The organism is Sandaracinaceae bacterium, assembly GCA_020633055.1.
In the GTDB taxonomy this organism is placed as follows: Bacteria; Myxococcota_A; Polyangia; order Polyangiales; family Houyiibacteriaceae; genus JADJJE01.
In genome coordinates, this window is sequence record JACKEJ010000013.1 from 161,876 (window position 1) to 179,661 (window position 17,786).

Annotated in this window: 12 protein-coding genes; 8 read left to right on the plus strand and 4 right to left on the minus strand. The window is 71.5% G+C overall.

The annotated features are described in order from the left end of the window. Nucleotides 1-14: 14 nt before the first annotated feature. Nucleotides 15-2,870 carry a hypothetical protein gene (locus H6726_28690; protein ID MCB9661658.1) on the minus strand — a complete coding sequence of 952 codons (2,856 nt, stop codon included), beginning with the start codon at nt 2,868-2,870 and terminating at the stop codon, nt 15-17. 118 nt (nt 2,871-2,988) lie between these two features. Between H6726_28690 and H6726_28695 the strand changes: the two genes are divergently transcribed. From H6726_28695 to H6726_28725, 7 genes are all read left to right on the plus strand, one after another. Next, nucleotides 2,989-4,179 carry a hypothetical protein gene (locus H6726_28695; GenBank protein MCB9661659.1) on the plus strand — a complete coding sequence of 397 codons (1,191 nt, stop codon included), beginning with the start codon at nt 2,989-2,991 and terminating at the stop codon, nt 4,177-4,179. Between the two features lie 96 nt (nt 4,180-4,275). Next, nucleotides 4,276-4,749 carry a MarR family transcriptional regulator gene (locus tag H6726_28700; GenBank protein MCB9661660.1) on the plus strand — a complete coding sequence of 158 codons (474 nt, stop codon included), beginning with the start codon at nt 4,276-4,278 and terminating at the stop codon, nt 4,747-4,749. Nucleotides 4,750-4,882: 133 nt separating this feature from the next. Beyond that, nucleotides 4,883-5,401: an RNA polymerase sigma factor gene (locus H6726_28705; GenBank protein MCB9661661.1), complete on the plus strand. Its 519-nt coding sequence runs from the start codon at nt 4,883-4,885 to the stop codon at nt 5,399-5,401. 88 nt (nt 5,402-5,489) lie between these two features. Next, a complete protein-coding gene (purT, locus tag H6726_28710) occupies nt 5,490-6,692 on the plus strand; it encodes a formate-dependent phosphoribosylglycinamide formyltransferase (protein ID MCB9661662.1) in 1,203 nt (400 codons plus the stop codon). A gap of 145 nt (nt 6,693-6,837) precedes the next feature. Beyond that, nucleotides 6,838-7,638, plus strand: a complete 801-nt coding sequence (locus H6726_28715; protein MCB9661663.1) for an SDR family oxidoreductase — start codon at nt 6,838-6,840, stop codon at nt 7,636-7,638. Between the two features lie 4 nt (nt 7,639-7,642). Next, entirely contained in the window at nt 7,643-8,635 is a 993-nt protein-coding gene (gene hemB, locus H6726_28720; GenBank protein ID MCB9661664.1) for a porphobilinogen synthase, read from the plus strand. Then, on the plus strand, nt 8,632-10,794 hold the full coding sequence (locus H6726_28725) for a thioredoxin domain-containing protein (protein MCB9661665.1): 2,163 nt from the start codon (nt 8,632-8,634) through the stop codon (nt 10,792-10,794). Before hemB ends, H6726_28725 begins: the two co-directional genes overlap by 4 nt. Before the next feature lie 21 nt (nt 10,795-10,815). On the opposite strand, the gene gloB is transcribed toward H6726_28725, so the two are convergent. Both gloB and H6726_28735 read right to left on the minus strand, forming a co-directional pair. After that, the gene (gloB, locus tag H6726_28730; protein ID MCB9661666.1) at nt 10,816-11,685 is read right to left on the minus strand and encodes a hydroxyacylglutathione hydrolase; all 870 of its coding nucleotides are present in this window, start codon (nt 11,683-11,685) and stop codon (nt 10,816-10,818) included. 52 nt (nt 11,686-11,737) lie between these two features. Continuing rightward, nucleotides 11,738-13,150 (minus strand): VCBS repeat-containing protein, encoded by a 1,413-nt coding sequence (locus H6726_28735; GenBank protein ID MCB9661667.1) that lies wholly within the window; start codon nt 13,148-13,150, stop codon nt 11,738-11,740. A 179-nt stretch (nt 13,151-13,329) separates the two neighbouring features. On the opposite strand from H6726_28735, the gene H6726_28740 reads away from it, so the two are divergent. Further along, nucleotides 13,330-16,446, plus strand: a complete 3,117-nt coding sequence (locus tag H6726_28740) for a sulfatase-like hydrolase/transferase (GenBank protein MCB9661668.1) — start codon at nt 13,330-13,332, stop codon at nt 16,444-16,446. Between the two features lie 56 nt (nt 16,447-16,502). On the opposite strand, the gene H6726_28745 is transcribed toward H6726_28740, so the two are convergent. Continuing rightward, nucleotides 16,503-17,750: a DUF839 domain-containing protein gene (locus H6726_28745; GenBank protein ID MCB9661669.1), complete on the minus strand. Its 1,248-nt coding sequence runs from the start codon at nt 17,748-17,750 to the stop codon at nt 16,503-16,505. Nucleotides 17,751-17,786: the final 36 nt, after the last annotated feature.

The window sequence follows — 17,786 nt, forward strand, 5'->3', positions numbered from 1 at the left end:
GGCCTGACGCGGCGTCAGCCGGAGGTGCGCCCGCCGCGCCGCCGACGCCGGACGACGACCCCACCGAGCACCAGCAGCACGAGCGGAACGGCACCCGCACCATGCACCGGACCGGCCGCGCAGGCGCCACCCGACATGCCGCCGGGGCCCACGCCAGCGTCCACGCCCGCAGCGTCGGGCACGCCGAGGTCGCGCCCACCCAGGTCCACCGGCGAGACGCCCTCGTCGGCACCTTGATCGCTTCCGCCGCCGTCCGTGTCTCCGGCGTCCGCGGGGCCACCGTCGTCGAAGCCGCCCAGGTCGAGGCTGCCCAGGTCGAGGCTGCCCAGGTCGAGCCCGCCGCCGTCCGGAAGCCCCCCGTCGGGTACACCCCCGTCGGGCACGCCGCAGCCGGGCACGCCCAGGTTCGAGCACATGCTCAGCGCCAGCACGCAGCTGTCCACCGTGCACACGTCCCCGTCGTCGCATTCGGCGTCGTCCACGCAGCAGCCGGCGACGGGCGCGTTGGAGCAGGTGTTGGTGGTCACGTCGCACTCGTCGAACGTGCAGGTGTCGCCGTCACCGCAGTCACCGTCGGTCAGGCAGCAGCCGGGGTCGGCGGTGTTGCTGCACGTCCCTGTCGGGACGTCACAGCTGTCCACCGTGCAGGCGTTGGCGTCGTCACAGTCGGCGGCGCCCGTGCAGCAGTTGGGTACCGCCGCGCGCTCGCAGCGGTTCGTGAGCAGGTTGCACGTCTCGGAGGTGCACAGGTTGGCGTCGTCGCAGTCCATGTCCTGCTCGCAGCAGTCCGTGATGGGGCTCGCGCCGCACGTACCGCCCGGGCCGGAGCAGCTGTCCGCCGTGCACAGATCACCGTCGTCGCAGTCGCCGTCCACGTTGCAGCAGTCGGCTACGGGCGTGTTCTCGCACCCGAGGGGTTCGCTGCACGCGTCGGTCGTGCACGCGTTGCTGTCGTCGCAGCTAGGCGGTGTCCCCGCCACACACATCCCCGACATGCACATGTCTTGGCCGTTGCACGTGAGCGTGTCGCCGCACAGCGCGCCATCCGTGGCGAACCCGTCGACCGGACAGTCCACGCCCGCGCCGGTGCACACCTCCGCGGGGTCACACTCGCCCGTCGAGATGCGACAGGTGGTGCCGATGGCGACCACGTCGACCGGGCACTCGGCGCTCATCCCGTCGCACGCCTCGGCCACGTCGCAGTCCCCCATCGCGGGTCGACACTCGGTGCCCATGGGCTCGACCGCGTCGCTAGGGCAGCTCGGGCTCATGCCGTCGCACACCTCGGCGACGTCGCAGTCCCCCATCGCCATGTTGCAGACCGTACCCATGCCGAGGACGTTGTCGACGCACACGCCCGCGTCGTTGCAGGTGTCCTCCGCGTCGCAGGTGTCGAGGCTGGTGGCGGTGCAGACGTCCCCCGCAGTCCGGAACGAACAGTCGAGGTTGCAGCACGAGCTGCCTGTGCCGTTCACCCCCGTGCCGTCGTCGCACTCCTCGTCCATGTCGACAAAGCCATCGCCGCAGAAGGCACAGATGTTGGCCTCGCCCGGCGACGGCGCGCTGATCTGGAACGCACTGGTGTCGCGTGGAGCGCCCGCGCCGTTGGGACAGCGCTGGATGCTCTTGGCCTCGCGCTCCGCCGCGCTCCCGCCTTCGGCGATCATCATCTGACCCGGCGTGAGGGTGTCGACCATCAGCGTAGTGGCGGGCGCGGTGTGCCCATAGACCAGCGCGTCGACCAGCTCACCGCTGCTCACGGTGGTGCCGTTCGTCATGCTGGGCAGCAGGTAGAGCGCCACCGCGTCGGGCCCGTTCTGGAGCGTGCTGTTCGCGAAGGTGATGCCTGCGCCAGCCACACCCGGGTTCGCCGTGAAGAAGTAGCCGGCGCCGTTCAGCGCGAATCCGTCGAGGTCGATGCTCCGGTAGCTCACGTCTCCCGAGCCGTTGAAGAACACGATCAGCGCACCGTCGAGGGCGGTGTCGCCCGCGCCGAACAGCTCCACGAACTCCGCCGTGTCGGAGCCCGGGCTGTCCGAGTCGACCTCGTTGACGAGCACGCGATCCACGCTGTCGAAGCGATTGAAGTCACCTTGAGTGAGCGTGACTGACGACAGGCCGGGGTTCGTGGCCGGCGGCGACACGACCCCTTGGAACTCGTTGGTGCGCGCGCCGCTCACGCCGTCGAGCAGCGTCGCGAGCCAGTCGAAGGAGTCCCCCTGGGTGAGACCCAGCGAAGCGAGCGTGAGGCCCGTGATCTCCAGCCGCGAGCACACACCAGCGACCGACTGCGTGGCCGCCAGGGAGCCGATGGGCGTGTGGGGAGCGCCCGCCGAGAGCGCCACCAACGTCGCGCTGGCGCCGGCCATCGTGTTGGTGAAGGCGATGGCGAAGTCCGCGTCGAAGCCTGGTCCGAACGCCAGGTCCGAGACCGACGGCATCAGCAGGCCTCCGCCGGAGATGGCGGCGTCCTCGGGCGTGTCGATGTCCGTCAGCTCGAGAGTCGACGCGACGCCACCTTGGACGCTGTCGAAGTAGATGACGGCGAAGGAGCCGGGCGCTGTGCAGCCGCCTCCAGCGACGGCGATGCGGACGCGGCCCAGCACGTCGGAGTCGAACGCCATCGTCGTTGCGCGCCCCGCCCCCGTGTCCTCTCCGATCACGCCACCAGCGCCATCCCCGCGCCCCACGCTCACAGGCGTGGGTGCGGACGCCACGCCCGCCGCGATGCTGCGATCGACCGTGTCGAACAGCTGCGCACGCGCTGGACCCACACCGAGCAACGTCGCCGCAGCCAGCAGGCCCGCGACGAGGGTGACGTGGAAGAACGGCGAAGGGCGGACCGCGGTGCGGCGGGTGGTCTCGAGCATGGGGCGACTCCTCTCGCGAGGGTATCAGCCTCTCACACGAGCGCGCGGCTGTGTCCCGACATCGTCACATGACACACGAGACGCCCCGAAAGCGCACACACCCTGGTAGTTTTGGCGCATGACCGTTCGCCCCGCCCCACTCCAGCCGCTCGTGTTCGCGAGCGTCGTGTTCTCGTTTCTTGGCTTGGCCGCCCCCGACCGCGCGCACGCGTGCGCATGCTGCGACGGTGGCGACGACGCAGAGGTCTTGGGGTTCACGGACACGGACGCCGCGCTGGTCGAGCGGCACGGGATGCAGTCGTGCCAAGCCCTCGATCGCCTCGAGGTGTGGCGCGCGGAGAGCACCGCGCCCGTGCGCTGCTTCGACCTGCAGGGGGCCGACCCCAACCGCGGACGACGCTGCGAGGACTGGGCCTACGCCGACAACTTCGACCGGCCCGCGGCCACGGGTCACCCGCGACTGCGCGTGTTCCCTCGCGCGCCACGCTACGTGTCACCAGACGACATCCGCGCCACCCTGACGCGCTACGACGCGACGGCGACGGCACCGGGCGCAGCCGGCTCGGGCGATGCCGACGAAGAAGACGACGAGGTGAGCTTCACCCACACGCTGATCGTGGAGGTGCGCACGGCGACCGGCTTTCAGCGCGTCGCGAGCATGGACCTGAGCGTCGGCGCACCCGAGCGGTTCGACGACGAGGAGGAAGACGAGGAAGAAGAGCCGACCGACGAGGACCTAGCGCCTTGGCTGCCGCCCCCCGACGCCATCGAGGTCCGCGTCGCGGTCTCGCCCGGAGGGGCCAACCTCGTCGTGCTGGTGAAGGGCTTCGACGCGGCCCCCGGGATGGGTCACTTCCCGACGGAGGTGCGCCCCGGCGTCGCGCGGGGGCTGGACGGCGCGCGGCTGCTGACCACGGTCCCTGCTGCAGCCCTCGCGGTAGCCAGCCCCGATGCCGCGCCCCAGGTGGACGAGGCCCACGCGCCCGGGACGGTCGCGCGCTTCAACCGTCTCGCGCTCACGGCGCATCGCGCGCGTGACTACGCCAGCGCCGCCCGCGGCTGGGCGGGCTTGCTGGCAGCGGCCCCCGACGACGCCAACGTCCGGTACAACCTCGCCTGTGCGCTCGCGCGCTTGGATCAGCCAGAGCGCGCGCTGGACCTGCTGCGCGACCTGCAACGGCAGGCCGGCGCTGGCTGCACACGCTGCCGCGAGCGCCTCACCCGTGCTCGGCGCGACCCGGACCTCGCGAGCGTGCGGGCCCTCCCTGGCTTCCGGGAGCTGAACCAGGCCGCCCGGGGCGCCCGATGAGCAGGGCCGACAGCGGACCGCTGGCCTCGAATCCCCGGACCAGCTACAGGGGCCCATCTTGAAACGGCACGGCATGCGCGCCGACTCCCTCTCGACATGACCGACGAATGTATCGAGCTGCCCGTCCCCGAGCGGAGCGCCCTGCACCCCGAGCCGCTCCCGCGCGTGGAGCTGTTCAAGGCGCTGGTGCGGGCAAGTGATCGTCAGGTCAGCGAGACCAACACGCTGTGCCAGGAGTTCGGCATCACGGCGTCGCAATACAACGTGCTGCGCATCCTGTACGTCAACGACCCGGGCATCGGCCTGTCCTGCTCGCGCATCGGCGAGCGCCTGATCTCACGGGTCCCGGACATCACGCGCCTGCTGGACCGGCTCGAGAACGCCGAGCTCGTCGAGCGCTGCCGCTGCGAGGGCGACCGGCGCATCGTGCGCACGCGCCTCAGCGCCAAGGGGCGCGAGCTGGTGGAGCGCATCGACGCGCCGCTGCTTGCCCTGCACGACAAGCTCAGCGAGGGCCTGACCGAAGACGAGGTCACCACGCTGACGGCGCTACTCACGCGCCTCGCCTGAGCACCCGACACGGAATCACTCACGAAAAGGCCCCTGCGGGGGCCTTTTTTCGTCTGTGCGAACAATACTCGTTGACACAACCATTGTCCTGACGCAGATATTAGCTGTTCCAACAACTAACCGGGACAGCCCCATGACCACCACCGCGCCCACCATCACCGCCGACACCATCCGAGAGCTCGAGCCCGTCCTCTTGGGCTACGCCCGCAAGCGCATCAGCAACGAGGAGCTGGCGCGCGACCTGGTGCAGGAGACCTGGCTGGCCGCCATGGTGTCGCTCCCGCGCTTCGCCGGGCGCTCGTCGCTGCGCACGTGGGTCATCAGCATCCTGCGTCGCAAGATCGTGGACCAGTACCGCCGCAACCGCCCGCAGGTGGCCTTCGTCGAGGAGGCGCACGGCGAGGTGGAGAGCGTGGACGTGGTCGCGCACATGGACGACGTGGCGGCCATGTCCGTCGTGGCCCGCGAGCTGAACGCGCTGCACGGCCGCGAGCGTGAGGCCGTCACGCTGGTCGACGTCGAGGGCGTGGACCGTGACGATGCGGCGGAGGAGCTGGGCGTGACCCGCAACCACCTGCGCGTGCTGCTGCACCGCGGCCGGGCGCAGCTGCGCGGCGCGCTCGAAGCGGCGGACTACGCACGCGCCGCCTGACCCCCGCCGCGCGCTCCCGTTGGCGCGCGCTCCACGCCGGAGCGGTTTTGGCTGCGGGGGCCGCACGTGATCTGGTAGAGCCCAGGGCATGACCGACTCGCTGCGCCTGGGCACCGCCACCACTCGAACACAGACCAAGCTTCTCCTGCTCGGCAGCGGGGAGCTGGGCAAAGAGGTGGCGCTCGAGGCACAGCGCCTGGGGATCTACGTGGTCGCGTGCGACCGCTACGACCACGCGCCGGCCATGCAGGTCGCCCACTCGAGCTACGTCTTCCCCATGCGCGACGCCGCGCGCCTGCGGGAGGTGATCGAGATCGAGAAGCCCGACTTCGTGGTCCCGGAGATCGAGGCGATCGCGACGGACACGCTGGTCGCCCTGGAGGCCGAGGGGGTGCGCGTGATCCCCACGGCCCGGGCCGCCCAGCTGACGATGAACCGCGAGGGCATCCGGCGCCTGGCCGCCGAAGAGCTGGGGCTGAAGACCTCGCGCTATCGCTTCGCGGACAGCGAGGCGGAGTACCGCGCGGCGCTGGGCGAGGTGGGTCTCCCCGCCGTGGTGAAGCCCGTGATGAGCTCGTCCGGGATGGGCCAGAGCGCGCTCGCGGCGGACGCCAGCGACGCCGACATCGGGGCCGCGTGGGCCTACGCGCAGAGCGGCGCGCGCGGTGGTGGCGGGCGCGTCATCGTCGAGGGCTTCGTCGACTTCGACTACGAGATCACTCTGCTCACCGTGCGCCACGCAGGCGGCACCCGCTTCTGCGCGCCCATCGGGCACCGGCAGGTCAAGGGCGACTACCACGAGAGCTGGCAGCCCCAGCCCATGAGCCCCGCCGCGGCCGCGGAGGCGGAGCGCATGGCGCAGAAGGTGGCCGACGCGCTCGGCGGGCGCGGCCTGTTCGGCATGGAGTTCTTCGTGCGCGGCGACGAGGTGTGGTTCAGCGAGGTCTCTCCACGGCCTCACGACACGGGCATGGTCACGATGATCTCGCAAGACCTGAGCGAGTTCGCGCTGCACGTGCGCGCCATCCTAGGCCTGCCCATCCCGAACATCGCGCAGCACGGTCCGTCGGCCAGCCACGTCATCCTCGGGGACGGCGACAGCGACGCGCCCGTGTTCCACGTGGACCCGCGGCCGCTGAGCGCCCCCGACACCTCGCTGCGCCTGTTCGGCAAGCCGGAGGTGCGCGGCCACCGGCGCCTGGGCGTCGCGTTGGCGCGTGGGGCGTCGCTGGAGGAGGCGCGCGAGAAGGCACAGGCCGTGGCCAAGGGCGTGCGCGTCGAGCTCGGCTGAGCCCCGCGCATACGCAGCTGGAACACGATCGCGGTGCGGTTCGAACCGCTCGGGTGCTGTGCCCGGGGCGCGTGCGTCCGAGCGGGGCGCCTGACCGCGACGCCTCCGGGTGCGCGTCCGCGGGTCACGCTGATAGAGTGCGCCCATGGCAAGCAGCAGAGAGAAGCGCGCGCGCTGCGCGGGCGCGTGGGTCATCACCGGCGGCGCCAGCGGCTTCGGCCGCGAGTTCGCGCGCAGGCTGGCGCAGCGGGGCGAGCGGCTGGTGCTGTGGGACCTCGACGGCGAGGCGCTCACGCGGGCCGCCCAGGAGCTCGGCGGAGACGTGTACACCGACGTGGTGGACGTGCGCGACGCCGCCGGTCTCGCCGCCGCGGCCCAGCGCGCGCGCGACGCCGTGGGACCGCTCGGGCACCTGGCCAACTGCGCCGGCGTGCTGCGCGTGGGGTCCGCGGCGGACGTGTCACCCGCTGACTACGAGCTGATGATGGACATCAACTACCTGGGCACCGTGTACGTGACCCAGGCGCTGCTCCCGCACCTCGAGGAGGCCGCCGCGCGGGGCGGGCGCGCGACGCTGCTGCTGGTCGCCAGCATCTCGGGCCTGCGCGGCTTCCCGCAGCTGGCCGGCTACTGCGCCAGCAAGTTCGCGGTGGTCGGGTTCGCGGAGGCGCTGCGCGTGGAGCTGCGTGACCAGCCCATCGACGTGCGCGTGCTGTGCCCCCCGCCGGGCGACACGCCCATGGTGCGCAACCTCGCGCAGGTGCCCCCCGTGTACAAGCTCTCGCGCATGTTCAGCGCCGAGGAGATCGTCGACAGCGCCCTGCGTGGCCTCGAGCGCGACCAGGACCTGCTCCTGGTGGACCTCGGCAGCCACCTCACGCGGCGCCTCAACCAGCTCGCCCCCGGCGTGCTCGACCGCCTGTTCCACTTCGTCGGAAAGCACTGAATCCATGCCCCAGTACCCGCACACACGCCCGCGCCGCACCCGCCGCCACGAGTGGTCCCGCCGCTTGGTGCGCGAACACACGCTGACCGCCGCCGACCTCATCTGGCCCGTCTTCGTGCACGACCCGGGCGACGGCCCGGAGCGCGTGGCCATCCCCTCCATGCCCGGCGTGGAGCGGCTCTCCATCGAAGCGCTGGTGGGCGAGGCGCGCGACGCGCACGCGCTGGGCATCCCGGCCATCGCGGTGTTCCCCGTCATCGACGCGGCGCACAAGACCCCGGACGGGGAGCACGCGTTCGACCCCGACAACCTGGTGTGCCGGGCCGTGCGCGCCGTGAAGGCCGCGGTGCCCGAGCTCGGCATCATCTGCGACGTGGCCCTCGACCCGTTCACCACCCACGGGCAGGACGGCATCGTGCGCGACGGCTACGTGGTCAACGACCTGACGGTCGAGGCACTGTGCAAGCAGTCGCTGGTGCAGGCCGCGGCGGGCTGCGACGTGCTCGCCCCATCGGACATGCAAGACGGGCGAATCGGGGCCATCCGCGCGGCGCTCGAGCAGGCGGGGCACCACGACGCGCTGATCCTCAGCTACGCGGCCAAGTACGCGAGCGCCTTCTATGGCCCCTTCCGTGACGCGGTGGGCTCGGCCAAGAACCTGGGCAGCGCCGACAAGCGCACCTACCAGATGGACCCCGCCAACGGCGACGAGGCGCTGCGCGAGGTGGCGCTCGACCTCGAGGAGGGCGCGGACATGGTCATGGTGAAGCCCGGCATGCCGTATCTGGACATCGTGCGGCGCGTGAAGGAGCGCTTCGCGGTGCCCACCTACGCGTATCAAGTGAGCGGGGAGTACGCGATGCTGGCCGCGGCGGGGCAGCTGGGCTTCCTCGACACCGAGAAGGTGATGCTGGAGAGCCTGATGGCGTTCAAGCGTGCGGGCGCGGACGGCATCCTCACCTACGCGGCCAAGACCGTGGCCCGGGGGCTGTCATGAGCGCGGGGGCTGTCGTGCGCGCGGGAGCCGTCGTGAGCCCGGCGGAGGCCACGCCCGCGAGGGACGCCGACGTCTCGGAGGACACGCGTAGGCGTCCGGGGCTCGCGAGGGCGCGTCCTGGGCGCGTCGTCGTGTCTCTCGCCACCCTGCTGGCGCTGTCGACCTCGCTGGGTGGGCCGAGCGCCCTCGCCAGGCGAGCCGCGCCGCGCACCCCGAGCGAGGTCTACGAGAGCCACGCGCAGGGGCGACTGCGCGTCGACGCCTCGAGCACAGCGTCGCGCGGCCCGGCAGACGCGCCCATCACGCTGGTCGTCTTCGCCGAGCTGGAAGACCCCTTCATCGCCCGCGCCCAGCCGACGCTGGCCGAGCTGGAGACGCGCTACGGCAGCGACCTGCGCGTGGTGTTCCGGCACCGCCCACTGGACATGCACGCGCACTCGCGGGACGCGGCCCGCGCCCTCCAAGAGGCGCTGGCGCAGGGAGGCCCCACGTGGTTCTGGGCCATGCACGATCGTCTGTTGGGCTCTCAGTCGGCGCTGGACGTCGAGTCGCTGGTGACGCACGCACGGGAGCTCGGGCTGGACGAGGTTCGCTTCCGCGCCGCGCTCACGGACGGGCGTCACGACGCCGTGATCGCGGCGGACGAGGCGGCTGCGACGCGGGTGGGCGCCACGGGCTCCCCCACCTTCTTCGTGAACGGCATGCGCCTCTCGGGTGCGCAGCCGCTCGCGGCCTTCACGCAGCTGATCGATGCGGAGCTGGCGCTCGCCAACGAGGCGCTCTCGCGCGGGGCGACACGCCAGGACATCTACCGACTGGCGATGGCGGCCGCAGCGGAGAGCCCAGCGCCTCCACCAACCGCTGACGCGGCGCCGACGGACGACGACGTGTACCGCGTGCCAGTGGGGCGCGACCAGCCCATACGTGGCGCAGCCGACGCGCTGGTCACCATCGTGGTCTTCAGCGACTTCCAGTGCCCGTTCTGCGCGCGCGTGAACCCCACCCTGAGCGCGCTCGAGCAGCGCTACGGCGCGGACCTGCGTGTGGTGTTCCGTCACACGCCGCTGCCCTTCCACCAGAACGCCATGCCCGCCGCTCAAGCGGCCGTGGAGGCCTACGTACAGCGCGGCGACGCCGGCTTCTGGGCCATGCACGACCTGCTCTTCGCGAACCAGCGCGCGCTGGATCGGCCGGACCTCGAGGGGTATGCACGGCAGCTGGGGCTCGACATGACGCGCTTCAACCGCGCGTTGGATCGCGAGACACATCGCGCGCGCGTGGAGGCGGACGTCTCGGCGGGCGCCGCGCTGGGCGTGCGTGGCACCCCCAACTTCTTCGTCAACGGACGCCACCTGGTCGGGGCGCAGCCCGAGGCGGCCTTCGTCGAGCTCGTCGACCGTGGCCTGGCCGAGGCGCGCGCGGCCGTGCGCGCTGGCACCTCGCGGCGACAGGTGTACGCGCGCCTGATCCGTGATGGGCGCACCGCGCCGCCAGAGCCCGCCCCGACACCGGGGGCGCGGAACACGGTCGACCCGAACCTGGTCTACAACGTTCCGGTCACCAGCGCGCAGCCCGTGCGGGGGCGCAACGACGCCTTGGTCACGCTGGTGGTCTTCACGGACTTCGAGTGCCCCTTCTGCAGCCGCCTGCGCCCCACGCTGGACTCCCTCGTGCAGCAGTATGGCCGCGACCTGCGGGTGGTGCTGCGCCACAATCCCTTGCCGTTCCACACGCACGCTCGGCTGGCCGCCGAGGCCGCGGCCGAGGCGTTCGCGCAGGGGGGCGACGACATGTTCTTCCGCTACCACGACCTGCTGTTCGACAACCAGCGAGCGCTGACGCGCGCGGATCTCGAGAGCTACGCGCAGCAGCTGGGGCTCGACATGGCGCGCTTCCGCCAGGCGCTCGACAACCACACCCACGCCGCGACCATCGACGCGGACCAGGCGCTCGCGCAGCAGCTCGGCGCGACGGGCACCCCAAGCATCTTCGTGAACGGCAAGCTCCTGCGCGGTGCGCAGCCGTTGAGCGTGTTCCAGACGCGCGTGGACGCGGAGCTGATCGCGGCGCGCGCCCAGCTGCGGCGTGGCGTGTCGCGCAACCAGGTCTACGCGCGCACGGTGCGCGGCGGCCTCAACGCGCCACCGCCGACGCCCTGACGCGCACGGGTCGTCGCGCGCTCAGAGCGGCAGGCCCGTGTCCCCCGCGGCCTTGTAGGCCCCCTTGTTCTTCAGCAGGCGCGTTGCCGCGAAGACCTGCTCATCCGTGTCGCGTGGCTGCTCCGGCAGGGCCTCTGCCACGCGCGCGCGCAGGGTCGCGCTGTGGTGCCGGAGGAACGGGTTGGTGCGCAGCTCCTCGCCTACCGTGGACGGCACGGCGCACTCCCCCCGCGCCCGCAGCGCCCACACCGCGCGGATGCGGTCGGCCAGCGCGGCGTTGTCGGGCTCCACCGAGAACGCGAAGCGCAGGTTGTCCTCGGTGTACTCGTGGGCACAGCACACGCGCGTGCCCTCCGGCAGCTGCCCCAGGCGCCCGAGTGACGCGTGCATCTTGGCCGGGGGCCCGTCGAACAGGTAGCCACACCCCCCCGCGAAGAGCGTGTCGCCGCAGAACAGCGCGTCCGAGAACACGTAGCTCACGTGCCCGTCGATGTGCCCCTCGGTCAGCAGCACGCGGGCCGTCGCGTCGCCCAGGCGCACCGTGTCGCCCTCGCTCACCGCCTCGGTCAGCCCGGGGATGGCGTCACGCGTCGCTGCCGCGCCCACCACGCGCATCTGGTCGAGCAACCCGCGCTTCGCGAGGTCGCGGTTGATCCCGATGTGGTCCCCATGCGTGTGCGTGTTGAGGATGGTCGTCAGCCGCAGGCCACGGGCCTCGCAGTAGGCGAGCACGGCGCTGGCGTCCGGCCCGTCCACCGCCGCCACCTCGTCACCGCCCGTCGGGCGCAGCAGCCACACGAGGTTGTCGCGGGCGGCGGGGATCTGGTGCACCTCCAGCAGGCCATCGGCCGTGGTGAAGGGCGCGCGCGGGGACGTGACGACGTGGTCCATGTCCCCGGGGTAGACCGTCTCGCGCGCGCTGTCTACCGGCGCGCGCGGGGGGTCATGGTGCGCTCAACAACGACACGGGCACGGCGGTGATGTTCCAGGTCATGCGCTGGCGGGGCTCGGCGCGGCTGTGGATCATCTGGCGCCGCGGGCGGTTGTTGACCCACACATAGCGGCGCAGCTCGCCCTGGTTGTCCGCTGCGACGTAGAGCTCGTCGCGCCCGTCGCCGTCGAGGTCGGCCACGGTGGAGGCGTGCTCGAAGCCTCCCGACTCCTGGTCGATGCGCTCCACGGACCACTCGCCGCGCGGATCGCTGCCGGGGCGCAGCAGCCACAGGCCGGAGCGCATGGCCGCGGCCACCATCTCGCGCTTTCCGTCGCCGTCGAAGTCGCCCACCGTGAGGAAGCGACACTGCGTGTCCTCGAGCGTCGCCACCACGACGCGCGCGTCGGGGGGGGTGTTGGCGTCGTAGCGGCGGATCTCGACGGGCTCCACGGTCTCGAGGCGGCCCTCGTTCATGCGCGTGAGGGCCTCGACCGCCACGTACAGCTCGTCGGTGCCGTCGCCGTCCACGTCGCCCACCCAGATCTCCTTGGCGTGACGGTTGCCGAGGTCCGCCACGACGGTGCGGCTGCCGCGACCGTCCTGCGGGATGTAGCGCAGCACCTCGCCGTGCTGAGCGCCGCCATCCAGGCGGTTGGGCTCGCTGGGCGTGGTGTAGACCTCGAGCTTGCCGTCGTGGTTCAGGTCGCCGATCTCCACCTCGTGCACGAAGGTGTCGGCGCGCTGGTCCATGCGGTCCACGTCCCACGCCCCCTGCTCGCTCTGGCGCAGCACGGCGAACACGCCCTGATCATGCGTGGCCACCGCGATGGCGGGGCGGCCGTTGCCGTACAGGTCACCCACCTCGATGTCGCGCATGCGGTCGAAGCGCCCGCCGAAGGACTCGGTCCAGAGGGTCTCCGGGGTGAAGCCCTCCGCCGTGCGGCGCCACAGGCGCACGAACGCGCCGCTGCCACCGGCCGTGAGAATGCCGGGCGCGCCCACGGCCGGCGTGAAGGGCATGGCCTTGTGGAAGACGTTGCTGTCACGGTCGGTGACCACCTCGGTGGTCCACTCGCCGTTGCGGCGCGTGAGGATCTCCATGCGGGCGGGCTGCGGGACGGTGAAGCTGCCGTTGTCGTCCTCGGCGAAGTCGCTGTAGACCAGCAGGAGGCCGTTGGGCAGGTCGGCGGGCAGCGCCAGCGGATCTGCGGGCACAGCGGGTGGTGGGTTGGGATCGGTCACGGCCGTCGTGGGCTCGTCCACCACAGGCGCGGTCGCCCCCGTCGTCTCGGGCGTCTCGCCTCCGCCGCATCCGACGCAGGGGACCGCGAGCAGCAGGAGCGCAGCGCTCAGCGCGGACGGCCGAGCGGTCCGGGCGGTGCGGGTCAGGGGGAACAAGGATCCGTGCCGAAAGCGTTGCATGCGCCAATCTCCGAGGTTCGGGGGTGCAGCTACCAACGCGCGAGCGGCGAGGCAAGTTCCCGCCAACCGCCCGCAGACGCCGTCGGGGTGCCCCGCCGAGAATTTGACCCCAGACTGCCGGCTCGATACCGGAGGGGGTCCCGTGGCAGGGCGAATGCTGCGGGCCAACACGAGGATCCATGACGGAACAACAGCACGACCAGGTGGCCGCGACGGGCACCCCAGCAGACACGAGCGCCCGGGCCGAGGGCGCGAGCGACGAGCCGCAGGCGGCGGGGAAAGGGCGCGCGAAGAAGCTGACGCTGTTGGCGCTCAAGCTCGCGTTCACCGGCGCCATGCTCTACGTAATCTTCGGCAAGGTGCTGGCGCGTGACGGGGCCGAGGACTTGAGCGCCCGCCTCGCCAACCTGGATTGGCGCTGGGTGGTGGCGGCCGTGTGCATGCAGCTCACGGCGATCGGCTTCGCGACGGTCCGGTGGCAGCGTCTCCTCGTGGGTCAGGGCATCCACGCTCCGTGGCGCTTCCTGGGCAGCTCCATCATGATCGCGCGCTTCTGGGGCGCGTTCACGCCAGGCGGCTTCACCGGCTTTGGCGGCTGGCGCATCTTCGACATCGCCGAGCGCACCGACAAGACCGCGCGCGCCGCGGCCGTCATCGGCGTGGAGATGATCCTGGGTCAGCTCGCGTTCGGTGTGGTGGTGATGATGGCGAGCGTGTTCGGCGCCGAGTTCATCGGCATGAACGGCGTGCTGCTGATCAACGCGGCGTTCGTCACCATCATCACCATCGGCATCACGTTCCTCGCGCGCCCGCGGCTCTTCCGCACCGTCAGCGGGGTCCTGCCCGGCAACGTCCAGGCGCGCATCCACACGCTGATCGACGCGGTCTGCGCCTACCAGGGCAAGGGGCTGCTCGTCGCCCAGGCCGCCGCGCTCGGTGTGGGTGTGCATGCGTTCAACAACCTCATCTACGTGTGCGCCGCGCGCGCCCTCGGCGTCGAGCTCAGCGTGGGGCAAGTGTTCTTCGCGTCCTCGCTGCAGATCCTCGCCACGCTCATCCCCGCCTCCATCAACGGCATGGGCCTGCGCGAGACCGCCGCCGTCGCGCTCTACACCTCGCCCGCCATCGGCCTGCCGCTGGCCGTGGCGGTGCTCATCCCCACCGTGGGCTTCGCCTGCGAGATGTTCGTGTCGGCGTGGGGTGGTCTCGCGTTCTTGCTGCGCAAGGGCGGGGTCCGCGCCGACATCACCGTCGACGAGTCGGAGCGCGAGGAGCAGTTCTACGCGGAGACGGGCGTGGACGAGAGCCGCTGGTCGGTCCCCAAGCGCGGCCTCATCCTGGGCTTCGGCGCGGGCCTGCTGGCCGGCGTGCTGATCGGGCTCGCCGAGGGCAGCGTCATCGTGGCCACCAGCGCCGTCCCCACGGGCCTGAACGCCATCGTGTACGGCGCCGTCAGCTACGCCGTGCTGTGCTCGCTCCTGGGCGCCGTGGGCGGGTTCGTCATGGCGCACGTCAGCCGCATGATGCGTCGCGAGGCCATGCCCGAGGCCGACGCCTACGCGCGCTACTGCGGCGCCATCGTGGGGCTCTTCGGCTTCGTGCTGAGCGCGTTCCTGGTGCGCCGTGACGTGTACGACGAGGAGATCGCCTACAAGAGCAAGGAGGGGCTCCTGCTGCTCGGCAGCGCCGCGCTGTTCGGCCTCGTGCTGTACGTGGTGCTGAGCGCCAGCCTGCGCTTCCTCCTGAAGAAGCAGGTGGCCACGCCCGTGCTGGGCATCCGCGGCTCGCTCGGGTTGTTCGTCGGCCTCGTCGCGCTCCTGATGGGCATCACCTTCGCGGTGGGCAAGCCCGCCATCGCGTCGGACCACCAGAACCGCGCCACGCCCCCGGCCGACGCCGGCAACGTGCTTGTCATCGTGGTGGACACCCTGCGCGCCGACCACCTGCCCGCCTGGGGCTACCAGCGCGGCAGCACGCCCCACCTGGACGCCTTCGCGGCGGACGCCGTGCGCTTCGACCAGGCGTTCTCGAACGCCAGCTGGACGCGCCCCAGCTTCGCCTCGATCATGTCGGGCCGCATGCCCAGCAGCCACACGGTCATGGGCAAGGGCTCGCGCCTCCCGGAGGAGGTCACCACCATGGCCGAGGCCATGAGCGCGCGCGGCTTCGTCACCGGTGGCTTCGTGACCAACTTCAACGTGGAGCCGCGCTTCAACTTCGGGCAGGGCTTCGACGAGTACCGCTTCCTCGAGCCCGACTTCGTGCTGGGTGCCGACGCCGACTCCAGCAAGCTGCTGGTGCTGCAGGTGGTGCGACGCGTGCGCGAGAAGTTCAATGGCATGCTCAACGTGGTGGCCCCAGGCGCCGACTACCAGGACGCCGAGACCGTCAACCGCGAGCTCTTCGCCTGGCTGGAGCGCGCGCCCTCGGACCGCCCCTGGCTGCTGTTCGCAGGGTACATGGACCCGCATGACCCGTACTTCTCGCACCCCTACTCGGGCAGCGGGTACTCACGCGCAGCGCATCAGAACCCGCGCCCGGAGGAGGCCGAGGCCCTGCGCCGCCTGTACGACGGCGAGATCACCTACTGGGACAGCCACTTCGGCGCGCTGGTGGCCGAGCTGCAGCGGCGCGGTCTGTACGACGACATGACCATCATCGTCACGTCCGACCACGGCGAGGAGTTCGGTGAGCACGGCGGCTTCTGGCACGGCGACACGCTCTACGACGAGCAGCTGCGCGTGCCCCTCATGGTGAAGCTGCCGCGCAACAGCCGCGGCGGCACCGTGCTGCGCCACTGGGTGCAGAGCATCGACATCATGCCCACGCTGCTGCGCGCGCAGGGCCTCGACGTGCCCGAGGGCGTGCAGGGCGGTGACCTGTTCCTGGGCACGGACCGCGTCTACGCGGAGGAGAGCCACGCCGAGAACATCCTCGAGAGCATCCGCGTGCGCAGCGGCATGACCGAGCGCAAGCTGATCACGGCCAACGAGGGCAACCCCCGCGGCCTGCCCACCACGGAGCTGTTCCACGTGGACGACGACCCGACCGAGCAGCACGACCGCGCCGCCGACGCGGACAGCGCGGAGGAGATCGCGGGGCTGCGCACGCTGATGGCCGAGCGTCGCCGCTGGGCCGCCGAAGGGCGCGCGCAGTCGGACGAGGTGCCGGTCACAGACATGGGGGACGATGAGAAGGCCAGCCTGTGCCGGCTCGGCTACCTGACGGGGGAGGTCTGCTTGGACCTGTGCCGGCGCGACCTGCTGAGCGGCGCGCTCTGCAACGCGACCCCGTGAGCCCGCGACGCGCGACGGGGCCCGGACCGGGCCCCGCGGTCCCCGCCGGCTGAGGCTCAGCCGAGCGGGCCGAAGAACGGCCCGGTGACCTCGTAGGTCACGCCCGTCCCCGCGCCGTTCACGCCACGCTGCGAGCTGAAGTACAGCCTGCGCAGCGTGGGGTCGAAGGCGAGCCCGGTGATCTCCGACGTGTCGTGCCCTTCCAGCTGCACGAGGGGCACGACCTCGCCGCTGGGCGAGACGGCCACCACCTGCATGTCGTCGCCGTCCTCGGCCACGAGCAGGTCACCACCCGTGGTGGCCAGGATGAAGTCCACCCCTTGCAGGATGGGATCGGCCACCGTGCCCGCGTCGTAGACGATGCGCAGCGTGTCGTCGACCACGTGGTGTGCCCAGATGCGGTCGTCGCCCTTGGTCGTGAAGTAGACCTCGTCGTCGAAGTACCAGACGCCCTCGCCCCCGTCGAAGGCGGTGCTCTCGGGCACCTGCTCGCGGGTCGGCGTGGTCTCGGCGCTGGGGTCGATCACGGCGGACCACGTGACGGCCCCCGTCTCGCCCGCGGTCACCTGCATGACCTCGAGGGTGCCGGCCGTGAGGATGGGGTTGCCGTTGTCGTCCAGCGCGTCGGGCGTGAAGCGGTAGAAGCGCCCGTCTGGGCGGTCTTCCGTCAGGTACAGGCGCATGCGCACGGGGTCCACGGCCACGGCCTCGTGATAGAAGACGCCCAGCGCCGTGAGCTCGACCCCGGCGCGCTCGCCGGTCGGGTCGCACTCCCACACCACGCCCTCGGCGTGCTCCTCGCCAGACAGCCACGTGCCCCACGGCGTCGGGCCGCCCGAGCAGTTCCACGTGGAGCCGGTCAGGATGGGATAAGCGTCGAGGATGTTGCCGTTGCGGTCGAAGCGGATGGCGCCCACGCCCGAGCGCCCGCGGATGATGGGGAACTCGCTGTTCGAGACGTAGATGTAGCCTTGGTCGGTCGTCTCGAACGTGGCGCCTCCGTCCGGGAACGGGTGCCACATGTAGTCCTCGCCGGCGATCACGGGCTGCCCCGACGTGGCGATCACCCGCCCCGTGAACCCCGCGGGCATACGCATGCCGAACTCGTTGGCGGGCTGGAGCGCGCCGTGGCGCGTGAGGTCGCCCGCGGCAGGTGTCGGCACGGGCACATCCCCGTCTCCGCCACAGCCGCTCACGCTCGAGCCGAGCAGCGAGGGGCCGAGGAGGAGCGCACCGGTGCCGGCAGCGCTGCGTTGGAGGAAGCCTCGACGGCTGAGGGGTTGCGGGGAGCGGGGCTTTGCCATGGCGCGAGTATTCGACCCGTTGTGACGAGAACAAGC

Bases quoted from the DNA above. Each gene is read 5' to 3' on its own strand.
- H6726_28690 (MCB9661658.1), bottom strand. From the start codon at position 2,870: ATGCTCGAGACCACCCGCCGCACCGCGGTCCGCCCTTCGCCGTTCTTC.
- H6726_28695 (MCB9661659.1), top strand. From the start codon at position 2,989: ATGACCGTTCGCCCCGCCCCACTCCAGCCGCTCGTGTTCGCGAGCGTC.
- H6726_28700 (MCB9661660.1), top strand. From the start codon at position 4,276: ATGACCGACGAATGTATCGAGCTGCCCGTCCCCGAGCGGAGCGCCCTG.
- H6726_28705 (MCB9661661.1), top strand. From the start codon at position 4,883: ATGACCACCACCGCGCCCACCATCACCGCCGACACCATCCGAGAGCTC.
- purT (MCB9661662.1), top strand. From the start codon at position 5,490: ATGACCGACTCGCTGCGCCTGGGCACCGCCACCACTCGAACACAGACC.
- H6726_28715 (MCB9661663.1), top strand. From the start codon at position 6,838: ATGGCAAGCAGCAGAGAGAAGCGCGCGCGCTGCGCGGGCGCGTGGGTC.
- hemB (MCB9661664.1), top strand. From the start codon at position 7,643: ATGCCCCAGTACCCGCACACACGCCCGCGCCGCACCCGCCGCCACGAG.
- H6726_28725 (MCB9661665.1), top strand. From the start codon at position 8,632: ATGAGCGCGGGGGCTGTCGTGCGCGCGGGAGCCGTCGTGAGCCCGGCG.
- gloB (MCB9661666.1), bottom strand. From the start codon at position 11,685: ATGGACCACGTCGTCACGTCCCCGCGCGCGCCCTTCACCACGGCCGAT.
- H6726_28735 (MCB9661667.1), bottom strand. From the start codon at position 13,150: ATGCAACGCTTTCGGCACGGATCCTTGTTCCCCCTGACCCGCACCGCC.
- H6726_28740 (MCB9661668.1), top strand. From the start codon at position 13,330: ATGACGGAACAACAGCACGACCAGGTGGCCGCGACGGGCACCCCAGCA.
- H6726_28745 (MCB9661669.1), bottom strand. From the start codon at position 17,750: ATGGCAAAGCCCCGCTCCCCGCAACCCCTCAGCCGTCGAGGCTTCCTC.